This window comes from Rathayibacter sp. VKM Ac-2926 (genome assembly GCF_022815565.1).
GTDB lineage: Bacteria > Actinomycetota > Actinomycetes > Actinomycetales > Microbacteriaceae > Rathayibacter > Rathayibacter festucae.
Window position 1 is genome coordinate 295,447 of sequence record NZ_JALGRS010000004.1, and the last position, 17,414, is coordinate 312,860.

Sequence of the window (17,414 nt, forward strand, 5' to 3'; positions counted from 1 at the left end):
CTTATTTCCCTTCGTCGATGGGGATTCCCACCACCGCGCGGCGTCGGAGTGACGACGCGCGGAAACCTGAGCGCTCGGTCCTGGCGCGGCCGAGGCCGAGCACGACGCCGCGGGGCACGGCGATCCGCTGGAGGACCGCGAACAGCACCTCGCTGAGCAGCGTGAGCACGATCACGATGATCGAGCCCGCGAGCATCTGCGGGTAGTCGCCCGCCTTGACGCCCTGGAAGATGTAGCGGCCGAGACCGCCGGCGCCGATGTAGTCGGCGAGCGTCGCCGTGGCGATGATCTGCAGCGCCGCGACGCGGAGACCGCCGATCAGCAGCGGCAGGCCGAGCGGGATCTCGACCTTCGCCAGGATCTGCCACTCCGTCATGCCGACGGAGCGCGCGGCGTCGACGGTGCGGCGGTCGACCGCCTCGAGCCCGGAGTAGGCGCCCGCGAGGATCGACGGGATCGCCAAGATCACCAGCGCGATCAGCGGGGCGCCCAGGCCGAGGCCGAGGCTCATCGCCGCGAGCACCAGCACGCCCAGGGTGGGCAGCGCGCGGAGGCCGCCGGCGACGGGCACCGCGATGCCCTTGCCCTTGCCGGTGTGGCCGATGAGGTAGCCGAGCGGGATGGCGATGGCCGCGGCGATCACCAGCACGATGAGGCTGATGCCGAGGTGCTGTGCGACGCGGGTCGGGACGCCGTAGATGCCCTCCCAGTGCGTCGGGTCGCCGATCCAGGCGAAGGCCTGGGCGATGAGGTTCACGCGGTCACCGCCTTCGCGCTCGCGGCGCTCCTGCGGCGGGAGCGGCTCCGGTCGAGGGTGGTCCACGGCATCAGCAGTCGCCCGAGCAGGACGAGGAGTCCGTCGAGCACGAGGGCCAGCACGATCGTGAGCACGATGCCGGTGATGATCTCGCCCTGGATGCCGCGCTGGAAGCCGTCCGTGAAGAGCAGGCCGAGGCTCTGGATGCCCAGCACCGCGCCGACCGTCACGAGACTGACCGTGCTCACCGTGACGACGCGCAGGCCCGAGAGCAGGACGGGACCGGCGAGCGGGAACTCGACCTTCCAGAACCGCGCCCAGGCCGAGTAGCCCATCGCCGTCGCCGACTGGGTGACGTCCTCCGACACCGCCGAGAGCGCGTCGGAGGTGGTCCGCACCATCAGCGCGATGCCGTAGAGCGTGAGGCCGATGATGACGTTCGCCGTGGAGCGCAGCGGGATGCCGAGCAGCGCTGGCAGCAGGATGAACATGGCCAGCGACGGGATGGCGTAGAGCACGCCGAGCCCGGTGAGCAGCGTGCCGCGGCTCCAGCGGTAGCGGTTGGCGATCCAGCCGAAGGGCAGCGAGATCACGAAGCTGAGCAGGATCGGCGGGACCGAGAGCGCGAGGTGCGCCAGCAGGTTCGCGACGATCTGATCGGTGTTGTTGACGACCCAGTTCACGCGCCGACGCCGTCCTGCGCGCGCAGGACGCCGGTCGGCCGTCCGTCGCCGTCGACGACGATCCGGGCGCCGTCGCGCTCCTCGATCGAGAGCGAGCGCTTGCCGCGGTCGGCTCCGACGAAGCCGGCGACGAACTCGCTGGCGGGGTTCGCGAGGATCTCGGCGGGCGAGCCCTTCTGCGCGATCCGGCCGCCCTTCTCGAGGATGACGACCTGATCGCCGAGCAGGAAGGCCTCGTCGATGTCGTGGGTGACGAAGACGACCGTCTTGTCGAGCTCGCGCTGCAGGCGGAGCGTCTCGCGCTGGAGGTCGGCGCGCACGAGCGGATCGACGGCGCCGAACGGCTCGTCCATCAGCAGGATGTTGGGGTCGACGGCGAGACCGCGCGCGACTCCGACGCGCTGCTGCTGACCGCCGGAGAGCTGGCTCGGGTACCGGGTCGCGAGGGAGCGGTCGAGCCCGACGGTGTCCATCAGCTCGAGCGCGCGGTCGTGGGCGGGCTTCTTCGCCACGCCGTTCAGCCGCGGCACGGTCGCGATGTTGTCGATCACCCGGCGGTGCGGCAGGAGGCCCGAGTTCTGCATGACGTAGCCGATGCGGCGGCGCAGCGACACGGCGGGGAGCCGCGAGATGTCCTCGCCGTCGATCTCGATCGTGCCGCCGGTCGGCTCGATCATGCGGTTGATCATCCGCAGGATCGTCGTCTTGCCGCAGCCGGACGAGCCGACGAAGACGGTCGTCTGCCGGGAGGGCAGCACGAGCGAGAAGTCGTCCACCGCCCGCGTGCCGTCCGGATACTGCTTGCTCACTCCGCGGAATTCGATCACGGTCCTGCTCTTCCCTGTCCCGTGGTCCCGGTCAGAACCTGGCGATCAGCAAAACATCATTCGGAGACGCGTGCCAACCCGGATGGCGCAGTGTTGCACCGGAGCGTGGAAAGAGCTAGGCCGCCGGCGGCCGTCGCGGTCAGGGCTCGATCGGCCCGTAGTGCATCGAGAGGTAGTTGCGCAGCAGCGCCCGGGCCTCGTCGATGAAGCGCTGGTCGCCGGCCGGGTCGATGAGGAAGGCGCGGGTGAGCATCGCGTCCGCGACCTCGATCACGACCTCGAGGCGGAACGACAGCTGGGCGCCGCCGGGCAGGCCGTACTCGGAGGCGAGGATCTCGGCGAAGCGGCGGGCGAAGAAGCCGGCCTCGAACGCCTCCCCCGCGACCTCGGGGGCGTGGATCGTGTCGACGAAGCGGATCGAGCGGAAGCCGGCCTCGGTGCGGTGCATGTCGCAGAACGCATCGACCGCGCAGTCGACGGCGCCCCACCAGTCCGCCGGGTGCTTCTCGCGGATGTCGGTGATGACCTTCTTGCGGAAGCGCTCGAGCGCGCGCTCGCGCAGCGCCTGGAGCACGGCGATGCGGTCGGGGAAGTAGCGGTAGACGGTGCCGATCGCGGCGCCCGCGCGCTCGGCCACCATCGCGGTGGTCAGGCGGTCGAAGCCGACCTCGTCGACCACGGCCGCGGCGGCGTCGAGGAGGGAGGCCAGCCGGGCCGCGCTGCGGACCTGGACGGGCTCGTTGCGGACCTGAGGCGACTCTCCGAAAGGTCGATCGACGAGGTTTCCAAGCGGCACGGCGAAGCTCCTTCGGTATCGGTTTCTACAATCGTACGCACGCGGACGTGCCGTTCGCGTCGAATCACCGAATGTCTCTCGCTTTCTTCGCCCCGCGTAGGGTGGGCGCGCAGCGGCACCCCAGGAGGACCCATGTGCGGACGCTTCGTCCTCTCGCAGACCAGCGCCGACCTGGTCGCGCTCTTCGACATCGACGAGCCCGGCGCGGATCTTCCGGGCCCGTCCTGGAACATCGCGCCGACGCAGCGGATCGCCGTCGTCGCGGAGTCGATGAAGGGCGTCGAGGAGGGCGAGCCGCCGCGCCGCCGCCTGGCCGGCGCGCGCTGGGGCCTGGTGCCCCGCTCGGCCGCGGATCCGTCCGGTGCGCCGCTCTTCAACGCGCGGATCGAGTCGGTCGCCGAGAAGCCCTCCTTCCGCGAGTCCTTCGCCGCGCGACGGGCGATCGTGCCGGCCTCCGGCTGGTACGAGTGGCGGGTCGGCGCCGACGGCGCGAAGGCCCCCGTGTTCGTCTCCCCGGGCGGCGGGGCACTCGTGCTGTTCGCCGGGCTGTACGAGTGGTGGCGCTCGGCGGAGCCCGGGGCGCCGTGGCTGCTGTCGGCGACGATCCTGACGCGCCCGTCCGCGGGCGCGGTGGCCGAGGTGCACGAGCGGATGCCCGTGCTGCTGCAGCCGGAGCTGATCGAGGACTGGCTCGACCCGCTCACCCCGGGCGACGGCTCGCTGCTGCGCGCGGCGTCCGACGGCGCGGCCGAGCTGGCCGAGGAGCTCGACGTGCACCGCGTCGGCGCCGCGGTCGGCAAGGTGGGCAGCAACGGGCCGGAGCTGATCGAGCCCGTCGAGGACTGAGCCGGACCGGCGTCCCTCCTCCGGCGCAGCGCGGCGCCCGCCGGACGGGGGCGTCCGGCCGTCGGGGCCGTCTGGCACACTGGGCGGATGCCGCTGACGCCTGAGAGCAAACCGATGAGCGCCGGGGCGGCCGAGGTCCTGCACCGCGCCGCACGCATCGAGGACCGGATCCACGCGCTGCGCATGCGCCGGGTGACGCGCAAGGGCTACGTGCCGCGGATCATCCCCTACACCGGCTACGGCACCACCGAGCAGCTCCGCGTGCTCGCGCGCGTCCTCTACACCCGGCCCACCCCGCCCGGGGCGGAGGAGGTCCAGCCCGTGGAGAGCGTCCGCGGCTGGCGCAGCTTCACGAGTCTCTACATCAGCGGCGCGGTCGTCTCGGTCTCGGTCGACGGGCAGAGCCACCGGATGGTCGCGGACCGCGGCGGCGTGATCGACACCGACATCCCGATCACGCTCGAGCCGGGCTGGCACCGCATCACCCTCACCGTCGAGGGCGGCGCGCCGGTCGAGGCCCCCGTCTTCATCGTGCGGCCGGAGGCGAGGATCGGCGTCGTGTCCGACGTCGACGACACGGTCATGGTCACGGCGCTCCCCCGGCCCTTCGTCGCCGCCTGGAACACCTTCGTGCTCGACGAGCACGCGCGGATGCCCACGCCGGGGATGGCCGTCTTCCTCGACCGCTTCTCCCGCCAGAACCAGGGCTCGCCCGTCATCTACCTCTCCACCGGCGCCTGGAACGTGGCGCCGGCGCTGACGCGGTTCCTGTCGCGGCACCTCTACCCGGCGGGCGCGCTGCTCCTGACCGACTGGGGGCCGACGCACGACCGCTGGTTCCGCAGCGGCAAGCAGCACAAGGAGGAGAACCTCCGCCGCCTCGCCATGGAGTTCCCGGACGTCCGCTGGCTGCTGGTCGGCGACGACGGGCAGCACGACGAGGAGATCTACTCCGACTTCGCGCACGAGCACCCCGAGAAGGTCGCGGCGATCGCGATCCGCCAGCTCTCGAACGGCGAGGCGGTGCTCGCGGGCGGTCGCTCGAAGGCGGCCGACCTCTCGGAGACGAGCGGCACCCCGTGGGTCTACGCCCCGGACGGCGCCGGCATCTCCGAGCAGCTGACCGAGCTCGGCATCCTCTAGCCCGGTGCGGCACGGCCGTGCCGACGCGCGGGTCTCGGGCATGCAGAGCCGGCCTCGGCACGCGGAGACCGTGCGGAACGACGAGCCGGACGTGGAATCGCGAGCCGCGACTCCCGCAGCCCGAGCTTCGGCTCGCGAAACTTGCCTGGGCACGCGAAAACCGCGCAGAACGACGAGCCGGAGCTGATTCCGCGAGCCGAAGCTGCTCGACGGCGAAGTCCGGCTCGCAGAATCCACCTCGGCACGCGGGAACCGTGAGGAACCGCGAGCCAGAGGTCGAATCACGAGCCGAAGATCCTCCCACCGGACCTCCGGCTCGCCGAACAGTCCTCGGCATTCGGAAACCCCGCCAGACCACGAGCCGTACGCGTAATCGCGAGCCGAAGGCCTCGCCGCCCAAGCTCCGGCTCGCGAGAACCGCCCAGGCACGCGGAAACTGCGTAGAACGACGAGCCGAAGATCATTTCGCGAGCCGACCGTCGAATCGCAAACCGGAGGGCTTCCCACCCGAGGTTCGGCTCGCGAAAACCGCCCCGGCACGCGGAAACCCCGCAGAACCACGAGCCGGAGCTCGAATCACGAGCCGAAGCTCATCGCGCCTGACGTGTTCGGCTCGCGGAAACGTCCTCAGCACGCGGAAACCGCGCAGAACGACGAGCCGGAGATGATTTCGCGTGCCGAAGGTCCTCCCGCCGGAGGTTCGGCTCGCGAGAACCGTCTCGGCACGCCGGAACCCCGCAGAACTACGAGCCGTAGGCCGGATCACGAGCCGGAGGTCCTCCCGCCGGAGGTTCGGCTCGCGGAAACCGCCTCGGCACGGGGAACGGGGCGGAATCACGAGCCGGAGGTTCTCCCGCCAGAGGTTCGGCTCGCGGAAACCGTCGCGGCGCGCGGAAACGGGGCGGAATCGCGAGCCGGAGGGCGAATCACGAGCCGGAGGTTCGGCTCGCGGAGACCGCCTCGGCACGCGGGAACCGGCAGGAATCGCGAGCCGGAGGTGGTTTCGCGAGCCGGAGGTACCGGGGTGGCGGAGGGGTGGAGTGGCGGAGGGGTGGCCTGGAACGACGGAGGCCGCCCGCTCCCCGGTGGGGAGGGGCGGTCTCGGTCGTGGTGGGACGGACTACGCCTGGTGCGCGGCCTGGAGGTCGAGCGTGATGGTGACCTTCTCGCCGATGAGCACGCCACCGGTCTCGAGGGCGGCGTTGTAGGTGAGACCGAAGTCGGTGCGGTCGATGGTCGCCTTGGCGGTCAGACCGGCCTTGTAGTTGCCGTAGGGGTCGGAGCCGAAGCCGCCGAACTCGACCTCGAAGGTCACGGGCTTGGTGACGTCCTTGATGGTGAGCTCGCCGTCGACGAGGAAGTCGTCGCCGTTCGCGCGGACCGCGGTCGACACGAAGTGGATCGAGGGGTACTTCTCCGCCTCGAAGAAGTCGCCGGTGCGGAGGTGTCCGTCGCGGTTGGGCTCGTTGGTGTTGATGGAGGCGACCTCGGCGGTGGCCTCGACCTTGGAGTCCAGCGGGTTCTCGCCGGTGGTGAAGGTGGCGGTGAAGCGCTCGAACTTGCCCTTGACCTTGCTGATCATCAGGTGGCGGACGCTGAAGCCGACCTCGCTGTGCGTGGGGTCGATGACCCAGGTGCCGGCGCGGTATCCGGGGATGGTGGTGGTGTCGCTCATGGTTTCTCCTCGAGAGTGTGAATCGCGCGGGAAGCTCGTCCCCGTCCGATGTATGCAAGCGCATCGACGGATCGAGTATTCCATGTAGCGACAACCTTTTTCGACACGGGACCCCTGTCCGACGACTGATGGACACTTCCACGCCGCCTTCCACCCTCGGAAGGGGCACAGACGGTCGCCACGGCGCGGGCGAGTCCGCGCGGAGCACGACGAAGACTGAGGACGGCCCCGCAGCATCCGCGCGATCCCCGGCCAGAGCCGGCGCCCCTCCGGAGGCGCTCTTCGACAGGAGACACCGATGACCGACGCCCCCACCCCCGCCGACGCCCTCCGCCGCCGCACCGTGCTGGCCGGCGCCTGGGCCGCTCCCGTGGTCGGAGCCGCACTCGCCTCCCCCGGCGCCGCGGCCTCGACCACGGAGATCACCGGGACGATCGTCTTCACCCCCCGCCAGTACCGCGGGACCCGCGTCGGCGACCGGGTCGAGTTCCCGCCGCTGACCGGCACCGTCACCATCTCGCGCGGTCCGATGCCCTCGAAGGCCTTCGTGAACTTCTCGGACCCGAACGAGCGCGTCGACCTCCGCCGCGACGCGGGCCGGTTCACCCCGGTCGATCCGGTGACCGGCCGCTTCTCCTTCGACGGCGTCTACAACGCGATCGTCGACGGCGAGAACCCGTTCGGCTTCGCCTACGCCGGCATCGCGGAGGAGGACGCCGACGGCGCGATCTTCGGCTACGACGTCGCGGAGCTCGACGGCTGAGCCGTCCGGGGCGGCCGACCTGTCAGCGCGCGGCCGTCGGCTCCGCGTCGCGCATCGGGTTGCAGATGCCGAGCAGCGAGACCAGCCCGCCGAGGAAGAGCAGCACGGCGGTCGCGATCGCCGCGCGGCGGAAGCCCTCGGCGTCGAGCGTGTCGCCGACGATCAGGGTGGTGGCGGCGATCGCGACCAGCCCGGCGATCCGCGAGACCGCGTTGTTGATGGCGGAGCCGACTCCGCTGTGCCGGCTGTCGACCGCGCCGAGGATGGTGGAGGTGAGCGGGGCGACGGTGATCGCGAGGCCCAGCCCGAAGAGCAGGATGCCGGGCAGCAGCTGGGTGGCGTAGTCGGCCGGCGGACGGACGCCGGCCAGCAGCAGGAAGCCGACGCCGGCCACCAGCGGGCCGACGCCCATGAAGAGCCGCGGCCCGAACCGCGCCGTCAGCGAGCCGGCGACCTGCGAGAGCAGCAGGAGCAGGATCGTCGGCGGCAGCGTGGCGAGGCCGGCGAGCGTGGCCGAGAAGCCGAGTCCCTGCTGCAGGTAGAGACCGAGGGCGAAGAAGCCGAACGAGAGCGCCCCGTAGACGAACGCCGTCGAGACGTTGCCGACCGTGAAGTTGCGCGAGGCGAACAGCGAGAGCGGCAGCATCGGGTTCGGCGTCCGCCGCTCCCAGAGCACGAAGGCGACCAGGGCGGCCAGACCGCCGATCAGGGCCACGAGCACCAGCGGGTTCCCGAAGCCGAGCCGCTCCTGCTCGATCAGCGCGAACACCGGCCCGCCGAGGCCGATCACGCCGAGCACCGCGCCGACGCCGTCGATCGGCACCCGGGTGCCGGAGTCTACGTGGCCGAGCCGGCGCAGCAGCAGCAGCGTCACCGCGATCGGGAGGAGGTTGAGGGCGAAGACGTAGCGCCAGGAGCCGGCGTCCACCAGCAGCCCGCCGATCACCGGGCCCGCGATCGTCGCCGTGCCCGTCCACGCGGTCCACGCGCCGATGGTCTTCGCCTGCGCGGCGCCGTGGACCGTCGCGATGATCAGCGCGAGCGAGCTGGGCACGAGGATCGCCCCGGCGGCGCCCTGGAGCATCCGCGCGACGATCAGCACCTCCGCCGTCGGCGCGAGCGCGCAGAGCAGCGAGGTGACGCCGAAGCCGATCAGGCCGATCGTCATGCTGCGGGCGCGCCCGATCCGGTCGGCCAGCGAGCCGGCGACCAGGATCAGCGCGCCGAGGGTGATCAGGTAGCCGTCGACCACCCACTGCTGCACGGCGAGCCCGCCGCCGAGCTCGCGGGTGATCGCGGGCAGTGCCACGTTGACGACGGTGCCGTCGAGGAACGCCACGAAGGAGGCGAGGATCGCGACCACGAGGACCGCGCGCGGGCGGCTCGTCGCGGTGTCTGCGGGGGTGCTCATCGCTGCTGCCGGCTCATCCGCTCACCGTACTCCGAGCCGACGCGGCGCAGCGCGGCACCGCCGGTACAGACTCGTCGCCTACTCTCGTAGCCATGTCTGCGCAAGGAACCGCCCGCAGCGGCGTGCTCGCCCGCGTCCTCGGTGTCGTCGGAGCGAGCCTGGCCGGAGGGCTGCTGATCACCGTCGGCGTCACTCCCGCCCTCGCCGTCACCGGGCTCGCCGCCAACAACCCGATCGGCCTCTTCGAGACCGTGCCCGAGTACCTCGAGCTGGGCCAGCTGGCGCAGAAGACCGAGATCTACGCGAAGAACGCCGACGGGACCGACGGTCTCCTCGCCTCCTTCTACGCGCAGAACCGCGAGGAGGTGGCCTTCGACCAGGTCAGCCAGTTCGTGAAGGACGCGGCCGTCTCGACCGAGGACCCGCGCTTCTACGAGCACGGGGGCGTGGACCTGCAGGGCACGATCCGCGCGGTACTGAGCAACGTGGTCGGCGGCGATCTGCAGGGCGGGTCCTCGATCACGCAGCAGTACGTCAAGAACGTCCTCGTGCAGAAGGCCGAGGCGCTCAGCGACACCGACGCCGCCGCCTCGCAGGCCGCCTACGACGAGGCGACCGCCACGACGCCGGCGCGCAAGCTCAAGGAGATGAAGCTCGCCGTCGACCTCGAGAAGAAGTACAGCAAGGACGACATCCTGCTCGGCTACCTCAACATCGCCGGCTTCGGCGGGCAGGTCTACGGGATCCAGGCCGCGGCCGAGTACTACTTCTCCAGCACCGCGGCGACGCTCTCGCTCGCCCAGGCCGCCAGCCTGATCGCGACGGTGAACAACCCCAACGGCCTCCGGATCGACCAACCGGAGAACATCCCCGAGAACAAGGTCCGGCGCGACTACGTCCTGGACCGGATGCTCGAGGAGGGGAAGATCTCCCAGGCCGACCACGACGCGGCGGTGGCCGAGGAGGTCGTCCCCGCGATCAAGGAGACGCCCACGGGCTGCCAGCAGGCCGGCAACGCCGCCTTCTTCTGCGACTACGTGACCCGGGTGATCCAGAACGACCCCGCCTTCGGCGACGACGAGAACACCCGCTTCGCCAACTTCCAGCGCGGCGGCTACAAGATCTACACGACGCTCGACCGCGAGCTCCAGGACGTCGCGACGGCGGCCACGAACGCCGCAGTGCCGAAGGTGCCCACGAACGACGTCAACATCGGCAGCTCGACCGTCTCGATGGAGGTGGGCACGGGCCGCGTCCTGGCGATGGTGCAGAACAAGGACTACGACGCCGCCGGCTCCGTGAACGGAGCGAACTTCTCGGCGATCAACTTCAACACCGACACGGCCTACGGCGGTTCCGCCGGCTTCCAGGTGGGGTCGACCTACAAGGTCTTCACCCTCGCGCAGTGGCTCGCCAACGGGCACACGCTCTATGAGACGGTGAACGGCCGCGAGCGCGGCTTCTCCGGTTTCACGGCGAGCTGCGACCCGAACGGCGGCGAGGACCTGTCCTATCCCGCCGTCGGCAACGACGACAACGAGAACGGCACCTACAGCGTCCTCGAGGGCACGATGCGCTCGATCAACACCGTCTTCGTCTCCATGGCGCAGCAGCTCGATCTCTGCGCGATCCGCGACCAGGCGGTCGCCTTCGGAGTGAAGGCGGCGGACGGCGGCGTGATCGACTACAAGCCGTCCTCGATCCTCGGCTCCGACACCCTGATCTCGCCGATCTCGATGGTCACCGCCTTCGCCGGATTCGCGAACAACGGCTCCGCCTGCTCGGCCATCGCGATCGACTCCATCACGGATGCGACCGGAGTCGGCGTGCAGCCGCCGACGTCGACCTGCAACCAGGCACTCTCGCCCGAGCTGACCGCCGTGGCGAACTACGCGCTCCAGCGCGTCGTCACGTCCGGTACGGCCGCCCAGTCGGATCCCGATGACAGGATCGAGCACATCGGCAAGACCGGAACCACCGACAACGCCGAATCCACCTGGATCGACGGCGCGAGCTCTCGCGTCGCGACCGTCGTCTGGGTCGGCAACATCGACGGCCACGTCTCGATGCGCGAGGTGCGCTTCCCGAACTCGGACCTGGAGTCGCGGCCCTACGCATCGAACATCCGCCACTACATCTGGAACAGGGTGATGACGGCCGCCGACGAGAAGTACGGCGGAGACGACTTCGCCGAGCCGAGCAGCGCGCTGCTGAACGGCCGGCAGATCGCCGTGCCGAACGTCGCCGGGCAGTCCGTCGACGACGCGACCGAGGTCCTCGAGGACCTCGGCTTCGACGTCGAGGAGGGCGCCACCGTCGACGCCGCGACGCCCGCCGGAACCGTCGCCGGCACCGACCCGGGCGCCGGGACGACGATCGCCCGCTACTCCAGCATCACGCTGCTGGTGAGCAACGGCGCCCTGGTGCCCGCTCCCGCGACGCAGGCGCCCGCTCCGACGGCGACCACGGCTCCGACCGCCACGGCCGAGCCCACCGCGGAGCCGACCGCGACTCCGACGCCGCCGCCGACCGCGACGCCCACCGTCACCCCGACGGCGGAGGTCGACCAGTGAGCGGCTTCGATCCCGGCTTCCTCGGCGCCCCGCTGGCGGCGCCCCGTCCCTCCGGCGACCGCGTGGTGCGGCAGCTGCCGTACACGCACTTCGAGGTGCTCCTCGACCCGGAGCGCCGGCTCGCGCTCTCGACCGCGGTGAACATCGACGGGGCGCGGCTGCTCGACCTCGGCCGCGGCGACGACTGGCATCTCGACGAGCGCGTGCCAGCGAGCGAGCAGACCGGGCCGGAGGTGTACGCGCGGAACGACTTCGACCGCGGCCACCTCGTCCGCCGCCGCGACCCCGTCTGGGGCGACCCGGCCGAGGCGCGCGCCGGCAACGTGGACAGCTTCTGCTACACGAACGCGGCGCCGCAGGCGAGCGGCTTCAACCAGTCCAAGGAGCTGTGGCTCGGCCTCGAGGACCTCGTCCTCGTTTACGCGCAGGCGAACCGCGCCCGGATCGACGTCTTCACCGGCCCGGTGCTGGCCGAGGGCGACCCGGTCTACCGCAGCATCGGCATCCCGCTGCGGTTCTGGAAGATCGCGGCCTGGAGCCCCGACGGCACGACCCTCGCGGCGACCGCGTACCTGCTCGACCAGACCGCGCTGGTGCGCCGGATCGTCGACGGCGAGGACCGCGAGGGCCTCGCCCCGCTCGGCGCCTACCGGACCTTCCAGGTCGCGGTGTCGAGTCTGGCCGGGCCGACGGGTCTGGACCTCGACGCCCTCGCCGCCGTCGACGTCCTCGGCGCGGCCGGAGCGCGGGCGGAGTCGCCGCGCGAGCTGCTCACGGCCGAGGACGTGGCGCGCGGTCTGACCGCCCGCTGAGCCGCACGCCGCGCCGCCCCGCGGTCCAGGATGGGGGCATGACCTCCCCCGTCCTCGTCGAGATCGACGACTCCGGCACTCCCCTGCTCCGCGATCCCGGGGCCGGCCTCGTCCGCGTCGACGAGCCGGGCTATCTGCGCGGCGACGGCGTCTTCGAGACACTGGCAGTGATCCGCGGCCGTGCCCGCGGGCAGGAGGAGCACCTGGCGCGCCTCGCGGCCTCCTCCGCGGCCGTCGGGCTCGAGATCCCGTCCGCCGAGGTGTGGTCCGCGGCGATCGCCCTCGCGGTCACCGAGCACGACGCGGTCGAGGACCTCAGCATCCGGCTGGTCGCGGGCTACCGGGACACCACGACGGCGCGGGCGACGGTCCGCGCGGAGCCGACCACCGACTCCTCGGAGCTGCGTGACCGGGGCGCCGCCGTCGCCGTGCTCGACCGCGGCTACCCGCACGGGGTGCAGGAGGAGGCCCCCTGGCTGCTCAGCGGCGTCAAGACAACCTCCGGCGCCGTCACCCGCGCCGCACTGCGCGAGGCGAAGCGGCGGGGCGCCGACGACGTGGTCTGGCGCACGAGCGACGGCCTCCTGCTCGAGGGCGCGACCTCGAGTCTCGTCCTGCTCGCGGACGGGGTGCTCGTGACGCCCGCCGCCGGCGCCGGGATCCTCGACGGGACGACGGTGGCGAGAGTGCTGGCGATCGGCGAGGGGCGCGGCCTCTCCTCCGCGCGGCGGGACCTGCCCGTCGCGGCGCTGGCCGGCGCCGACGCGGCCTGGCTGGTGTCGAGCACCCGGCGCGCCGTGCCGATCCGCTCGGTGGACGGAGAGCCGCTCACCGTGGACCGTGCACTGACCTCGGCCCTCGAGCAGGGACTGCTCGCCGACTGACGTGTCCCGGGCGCTCAGGCCGCGTCGGCGAGCTCGCGCGCCGTCCAGGCGCCGACCCCGACCGACTCCGCGTGGCGCAGGTCGTCGACGGTGTCGACGTCCAGCCGAAGCGTCGAGGACTCGGGCAGGCCGAGCACGCGGTAGCCGGCAGCGACGTGCTTCTCCCGCGAGTCGAGACCGAAGGCCGGCTCCGGGCCGGCCCCGCCGGGCAGGAGCAGCGCGGTCGTGCCGCTGCCGGCGCGATCGCCGACCATCGCCGGGGTGTCGCCGGCGGCGGCGAGCGCGGCGTCGAGATCCGCGGCGGTGAGCGCGGGCAGGTCGGCGGTCAGCGCGATCACCGGCGAGCCGGGGCGGTGGTCCTGCGCCGCCGCGATGCCAGCGGCGACGGCGGGATTGAGCTGTCCGGGATCGCCGACGACGTGCAGGCCGGGGTGCTCGAGCGCGGCCCGCTCCGCCGCGGACATGTCGGAGGTGATGAGGACGACGGCGCCCACGGCCTCCGCCGCGCCGACCGCGGCCAGGGTGTCGAGGAGGAACGCCTCGGCGAGGGCGGAGCGCGCGACGAGCTCGAGGCGGGTCTTGGAGGTGCCGCGGCCCCGGTAGACGACGACGGCGGTCCAGGCGCCGCTCACGACGCGACCCGCCCGGCCGCTGCCGCGAGCCCGGCCGCGTGGCCCTCGGCGTAGCCCTCCGCGTGCGCCTCGTCGGCGCCGACGCGGAACATGTCGTCCGGACCGGTGCGGGTCAGCGTGCGGGCGCCCGGTGCATCGAGGCCGCTGACGAAGCGGTCGAGGCCGCGGACGACGGCGACGGGGTGCCCGGTCGCCTTGCCCTTCACCAGGTCGCCGAGCGCGGCGATCTCGTCGGCGACCGCGGGCATGGTCACCGCGAGCGTCCGGCCGAGCGCGTCGACGGCGCCGCGCAGGTCGTCGATCACCAGCAGGCCGGCCGCGCCGATCGCGGCGTCGGTCTGGCCGACCCGCCAGGCACGTCCGAGCGTGTCGCTCACGACGACGCCGACGCGCGCACCGAGCCGCTCGCGCAGACCGGCGCAGAGCGCGCGGGCCGAGGCGTCCGGATCCTCGGGCAGCAGCAGGACGGTGCCTTCGGCGACGTTGCTGGAGTCGACCCCCGCGGCGGCCTGGACGATGCCGAGGCGGTTCTCCACGATCCGGGTGACCCCGTGCGCGTGCGCGCGGGTGGCGACGACGCGGACGGTCTCGGCGGTGATGGCGTCCTCGCGGTCGTCGGCCGCGACGACCCGGCCCTCGGCCTTCGAGACCACCTTGCTGGTCACCACGAGGACGTCGCCGTCGACGGGACGGTCGGTTTCGGGAGCGGCCGCGACCGCCGCGAGGATCAGCTCGAGCAGGTCGTCCCCCGGGACCACCTCGGGGATGCCCTCGAGGACCCAGGCCGCCACGCGCATCGCACTCATTCCGCCATTGTCCCAGGCGCCGGAGACGCGGAGCGCACGCCCCCGGGGCGCTTGCGGCCCGGGCCCGGACCATGCGAGCGGGCGGTCAGGAGGCGAGGTACGCCGCGACGGCCGGCGGCACGTAGGGCGAGACGTCGCCGCCCAGTCCCGACACCTGGCGCACCAGCGAGGAGGAGACGTGGGCGTGCGCGGGGTCCGGCAGGAGGAAGACGGTCTCGACGTGCGCGAGGTTGCGGTTCACGATGGCCATCGGCGTCTCGTAGGCCACGTCGACCTGCGAGCGGATGCCCTTCACCAGGATGCTCGCGCCGACGTCGGTGCAGTAGTCGACGAGCAGTCCCATGCTCCAGGAGGCGACGACGATCGACCCCTCGATGCCGGCCTCGGCGATCGACTGCTCGATCAGCGCCACGCGCTGCGCGATCGGCAGCAGCGCGGTCTTGGACGGGTTGTGCACGACGACGACGTGCAGCTCGTCGACGAGGCGCGCGGCGCGCTCGATGACGTCGAGATGCCCGAGGGTGACGGGGTCGAACGAGCCGGGGACGACGGCGATGCGGGCCATGCCCCCAGCGTATCGGGCGCCCCGGCGGGCCGGCCGGGCCCCGACCACCCCGTCGGGGGTCAGCTCTTGCCGAGGAATTCGCGGTCGCGCTCCTGCACGCGCCGCTCGAGCGCGGCGCGCAGGCGGTCGTGCGTCGCGAGCACCGGATCGGTCTCGAGCAGCCGCTCGGCCAGCACCCGCGCCTCGAGGATGAGCCAGGAGTCCTGCACGACACGCAGCAGGCGCAGGGAGGAGCGCCCGCCGGACTGCGAGTCGCCCAGCACGTCGCCCTCGCGGCGCAGCTCGAGGTCGGCCTCGGCCAGCTCGAAGCCGTCGAGGGTCGCCGCGACGGTCTCGACCCGCTCGCGCGCGGTCGTGCCGGCCTCGGCCGCGGTGACGAAGAGGCAGACGCCGGGCACGCCGCCGCGCCCGATCCGGCCGCGCAGCTGGTGCAGCTGCGAGACGCCGAACCGCTCGGCGTCGAGGACGATCATCATCGACGCGTTCGGCACGTCGACGCCGACCTCGATGACCGTCGTCGAGACGAGGACGTCGATCTCGCCGGCCGCGAAGGCCCGCATGACGGCGTCCTTCTCCTCCGCCGTCATCCGGCCGTGCAGGGCGGCCGAGCGCCGCTTCCCGAGCAGGGCGTGCCCGCGGACGCCCTCGATCGTCTCCGACACCGTCGACAGCGGGGTGGCCGCGGGCTCGTCCTCACCGGCGAGCGGACCCTCCGCGGCCTCCCCCGGCTCGATCGCCGGGCAGACGAGGTAGACCTGGTGGCCCTTGCGGATCTCCTCCTCGGCCCGCTCCCAGGCCCGGGCGATCCAGGCGGGGTGATCGGCCAGCGGCACCACGTGGCTGGTGATGCCCGGTCGGCCGGCCGGCAGCTCGCGGATCGTCGAGACGTCCAGGTCGCCGAAGACGGTCATCGCGACCGTCCGCGGGATGGGCGTCGCGGTCAGCACGAGCACGTGCGGCGGCTGCGCCCCCTTCCGCCGCAGCGCGTCGCGCTGGTCGACGCCGAAGCGGTGCTGCTCGTCGATCACCACCAGACCGAGGTCGTAGAACGAGACCTTGTCGCCGAGCAGGGCGTGCGTGCCGACCACGATCTTCGCGGTGCCGGAGACGATCCGCAGCAGGGCCGCGCGGCGGGCCGCGGCGCCGAGGCCGCCGGTCAGGAGGGTCGGCGAGAGCTCCGCCGCCAGCTCGGGCCCGAGGGTGCGCACGATCGAGCGAAGGTGCTGACCGGCGAGGACCTCGGTGGGTGCGAGCAGCGCGGACTGCCCGCCGCTCTCGGCCGTCGCGAGCATGGCCCGCAGCGCGACCAGGGTCTTGCCCGAGCCGACCTCGCCCTGCACGAGCCGGGACATCGGCGACTCGGCCGCGAGGTCGCCGGCGATCTCCCGGCCGACCGTCCTCTGGTCGTCGGTCAGCGTGAACGGCAGCGCGGCATCGAAGCGCTCGAGCAGCCCGCCGACCTCGGCGACCCGCCGAGTGCCCGGGGTCGAGCGCGCCGCCGCCCGCCGCTCGAGCAGGGCCAGCTGCAGCAGGAACGCCTCGTGGAAGCGCAGGGTGTCGCGCGCCGGGGCCTCCTCGCCCTCGCGCTGCGGCCGGTGGATCAGCTCGAGCGCGGCGCCGAGGTCGAGCAGCTTGCGGTTCGCGCGCACCTCGGCGGGGATCGGGTCCTGCACGTACTTCAGGTCGTCGAGCACCACGTCGATCGCGGCCTGCAGCTGCCAGCTCGCGATCGTGCTGGTCGCGGGGTAGATCGGGATCGGCCGCTCGGTCCAGTCCTTCGTGAGCGCCGACTTCGCGATCGGGCCGTGCGCCGTGACCTCCTCGTCGTCGAAGAGCCGGTAGTCGGGGTGGGTGAGCTGCTTCGTCTCGCGGAACATCGACACGGTTCCGGCGAAGATGCCGCGCACGCCCCGGCGCAGCTGCGCGGCGCGCCAGGGCTGGCCGAAGAACGTCAGCGAGAGGGTGCCGGTGCCGTCCGAGATGATCACCTCGAGCAGTCCCCCGCGGCGGTTCTTCATCTCGCGGGAGCGCACCTCGCGGACCTCCGCGACGATCGTCACGTTCTCGCCCACCGGCAGCCGCGACACGTCGGTCAGCTCGCCGCGCTTGGCGTAGCGGCGCGGGTAGTGGCCGAGGAGCTCGCCGACCGTGCGGTAGCCGAACGCCTTCTCGATCGGCTTGGCCGTGCGCGGGCCGATCAGCGGCGCGAGCGAGGCGTCGAGGGGGTCCGGGATCACCCGA

Annotated in this window: 16 protein-coding genes; 6 read left to right on the forward strand and 10 right to left on the reverse strand. The window is 72.4% G+C overall.

The genetic code is table 11. The annotated features are described in order from the left end of the window. Nucleotide 1 precedes the first annotated feature (1 nt). The 4 genes from MT351_RS07605 to MT351_RS07620 form a co-directional block, all read right to left on the reverse strand. Nucleotides 2-757, reverse strand: a complete 756-nt coding sequence (locus MT351_RS07605; RefSeq protein WP_132438346.1) for an ABC transporter permease — start codon at nucleotides 755-757, stop codon at nucleotides 2-4. Continuing rightward, nucleotides 754-1,440, reverse strand: coding sequence for an ABC transporter permease (locus tag MT351_RS07610; RefSeq protein WP_132438347.1), 687 nt, complete (start codon nucleotides 1,438-1,440; stop codon nucleotides 754-756). Before MT351_RS07610 ends, MT351_RS07605 begins: the two co-directional genes overlap by 4 nt. Further along, nucleotides 1,437-2,267 carry an ABC transporter ATP-binding protein gene (locus MT351_RS07615; RefSeq protein ID WP_123445589.1) on the reverse strand — a complete coding sequence of 277 codons (831 nt, stop codon included), beginning with the start codon at nucleotides 2,265-2,267 and terminating at the stop codon, nucleotides 1,437-1,439. Before MT351_RS07615 ends, MT351_RS07610 begins: the two co-directional genes overlap by 4 nt. Before the next feature lie 139 nt (nucleotides 2,268-2,406). Then, complete coding sequence (locus MT351_RS07620; RefSeq protein ID WP_132438348.1) at nucleotides 2,407-3,063, reverse strand: TetR family transcriptional regulator; 657 nt, start codon at nucleotides 3,061-3,063, stop codon at nucleotides 2,407-2,409. Nucleotides 3,064-3,195: 132 nt separating this feature from the next. On the opposite strand from MT351_RS07620, the gene MT351_RS07625 reads away from it, so the two are divergent. Continuing rightward, on the forward strand, nucleotides 3,196-3,909 hold the full coding sequence (locus tag MT351_RS07625; protein WP_132438349.1) for an SOS response-associated peptidase: 714 nt from the start codon (nucleotides 3,196-3,198) through the stop codon (nucleotides 3,907-3,909). A gap of 87 nt (nucleotides 3,910-3,996) precedes the next feature. Beyond that, nucleotides 3,997-5,052 (forward strand): App1 family protein, encoded by a 1,056-nt coding sequence (locus tag MT351_RS07630; protein WP_123735421.1) that lies wholly within the window; start codon nucleotides 3,997-3,999, stop codon nucleotides 5,050-5,052. Between the two features lie 1,120 nt (nucleotides 5,053-6,172). Here the strand turns inward: MT351_RS07630 and MT351_RS07635 are convergent. Further along, nucleotides 6,173-6,727, reverse strand: a complete 555-nt coding sequence (locus MT351_RS07635) for a YceI family protein (protein ID WP_123445585.1) — start codon at nucleotides 6,725-6,727, stop codon at nucleotides 6,173-6,175. A gap of 298 nt (nucleotides 6,728-7,025) precedes the next feature. Here MT351_RS07635 and MT351_RS07640 point away from each other — a divergent pair, with 298 nt between their 5' ends. Next, nucleotides 7,026-7,490, forward strand: coding sequence for a hypothetical protein (locus tag MT351_RS07640; protein WP_123445584.1), 465 nt, complete (start codon nucleotides 7,026-7,028; stop codon nucleotides 7,488-7,490). 22 nt (nucleotides 7,491-7,512) lie between these two features. On the opposite strand, the gene MT351_RS07645 is transcribed toward MT351_RS07640, so the two are convergent. Next, the gene (locus MT351_RS07645; RefSeq protein WP_132438350.1) at nucleotides 7,513-8,901 is read right to left on the reverse strand and encodes a DHA2 family efflux MFS transporter permease subunit; all 1,389 of its coding nucleotides are present in this window, start codon (nucleotides 8,899-8,901) and stop codon (nucleotides 7,513-7,515) included. Nucleotides 8,902-8,993: 92 nt separating this feature from the next. Between MT351_RS07645 and MT351_RS07650 the strand changes: the two genes are divergently transcribed. The 3 genes from MT351_RS07650 to MT351_RS07660 are packed head-to-tail and all read left to right on the forward strand — an operon-like array spanning nucleotide 8,994 to nucleotide 13,170. Then, the gene (locus tag MT351_RS07650) at nucleotides 8,994-11,474 is read left to right on the forward strand and encodes a transglycosylase domain-containing protein (protein WP_279398114.1); all 2,481 of its coding nucleotides are present in this window, start codon (nucleotides 8,994-8,996) and stop codon (nucleotides 11,472-11,474) included. Then, entirely contained in the window at nucleotides 11,471-12,286 is an 816-nt protein-coding gene (locus tag MT351_RS07655) for a DNA/RNA non-specific endonuclease (RefSeq protein ID WP_132438352.1), read from the forward strand. Before MT351_RS07650 ends, MT351_RS07655 begins: the two co-directional genes overlap by 4 nt. 38 nt (nucleotides 12,287-12,324) lie before the next feature. Then, nucleotides 12,325-13,170 carry an aminotransferase class IV gene (locus MT351_RS07660; protein WP_132438353.1) on the forward strand — a complete coding sequence of 282 codons (846 nt, stop codon included), beginning with the start codon at nucleotides 12,325-12,327 and terminating at the stop codon, nucleotides 13,168-13,170. Between the two features lie 14 nt (nucleotides 13,171-13,184). Here MT351_RS07660 and cofC read toward each other — a convergent pair whose 3' ends face one another. The 4 genes from cofC to MT351_RS07680 form a co-directional block, all read right to left on the reverse strand. Continuing rightward, nucleotides 13,185-13,802: a 2-phospho-L-lactate guanylyltransferase gene (gene cofC / locus MT351_RS07665; RefSeq protein ID WP_132438354.1), complete on the reverse strand. Its 618-nt coding sequence runs from the start codon at nucleotides 13,800-13,802 to the stop codon at nucleotides 13,185-13,187. Continuing rightward, nucleotides 13,799-14,599 (reverse strand): coenzyme F420-0:L-glutamate ligase, encoded by an 801-nt coding sequence (gene cofE / locus MT351_RS07670; RefSeq protein WP_123735415.1) that lies wholly within the window; start codon nucleotides 14,597-14,599, stop codon nucleotides 13,799-13,801. Before cofE ends, cofC begins: the two co-directional genes overlap by 4 nt. A 94-nt stretch (nucleotides 14,600-14,693) precedes the next feature. Further along, a complete protein-coding gene (gene coaD / locus MT351_RS07675; protein ID WP_123445577.1) occupies nucleotides 14,694-15,173 on the reverse strand; it encodes a pantetheine-phosphate adenylyltransferase in 480 nt (159 codons plus the stop codon). Between the two features lie 59 nt (nucleotides 15,174-15,232). Beyond that, nucleotides 15,233-17,410 carry an ATP-dependent DNA helicase RecG gene (locus MT351_RS07680; protein WP_243581800.1) on the reverse strand — a complete coding sequence of 726 codons (2,178 nt, stop codon included), beginning with the start codon at nucleotides 17,408-17,410 and terminating at the stop codon, nucleotides 15,233-15,235. Nucleotides 17,411-17,414: the final 4 nt, after the last annotated feature.

Bases quoted from the DNA above. Each gene is read 5' to 3' on its own strand.
- MT351_RS07625 (WP_132438349.1), top strand. From the start codon at position 3,196: ATGTGCGGACGCTTCGTCCTCTCGCAGACCAGCGCCGACCTGGTCGCG.
- MT351_RS07630 (WP_123735421.1), top strand. From the start codon at position 3,997: ATGCCGCTGACGCCTGAGAGCAAACCGATGAGCGCCGGGGCGGCCGAG.
- MT351_RS07635 (WP_123445585.1), bottom strand. From the start codon at position 6,727: ATGAGCGACACCACCACCATCCCCGGATACCGCGCCGGCACCTGGGTC.
- MT351_RS07640 (WP_123445584.1), top strand. From the start codon at position 7,026: ATGACCGACGCCCCCACCCCCGCCGACGCCCTCCGCCGCCGCACCGTG.
- MT351_RS07645 (WP_132438350.1), bottom strand. From the start codon at position 8,901: ATGAGCACCCCCGCAGACACCGCGACGAGCCGCCCGCGCGCGGTCCTC.
- MT351_RS07650 (WP_279398114.1), top strand. From the start codon at position 8,994: ATGTCTGCGCAAGGAACCGCCCGCAGCGGCGTGCTCGCCCGCGTCCTC.
- MT351_RS07660 (WP_132438353.1), top strand. From the start codon at position 12,325: ATGACCTCCCCCGTCCTCGTCGAGATCGACGACTCCGGCACTCCCCTG.
- cofE (WP_123735415.1), bottom strand. From the start codon at position 14,599: ATGCGCGTGGCGGCCTGGGTCCTCGAGGGCATCCCCGAGGTGGTCCCG.
- coaD (WP_123445577.1), bottom strand. From the start codon at position 15,173: ATGGCCCGCATCGCCGTCGTCCCCGGCTCGTTCGACCCCGTCACCCTC.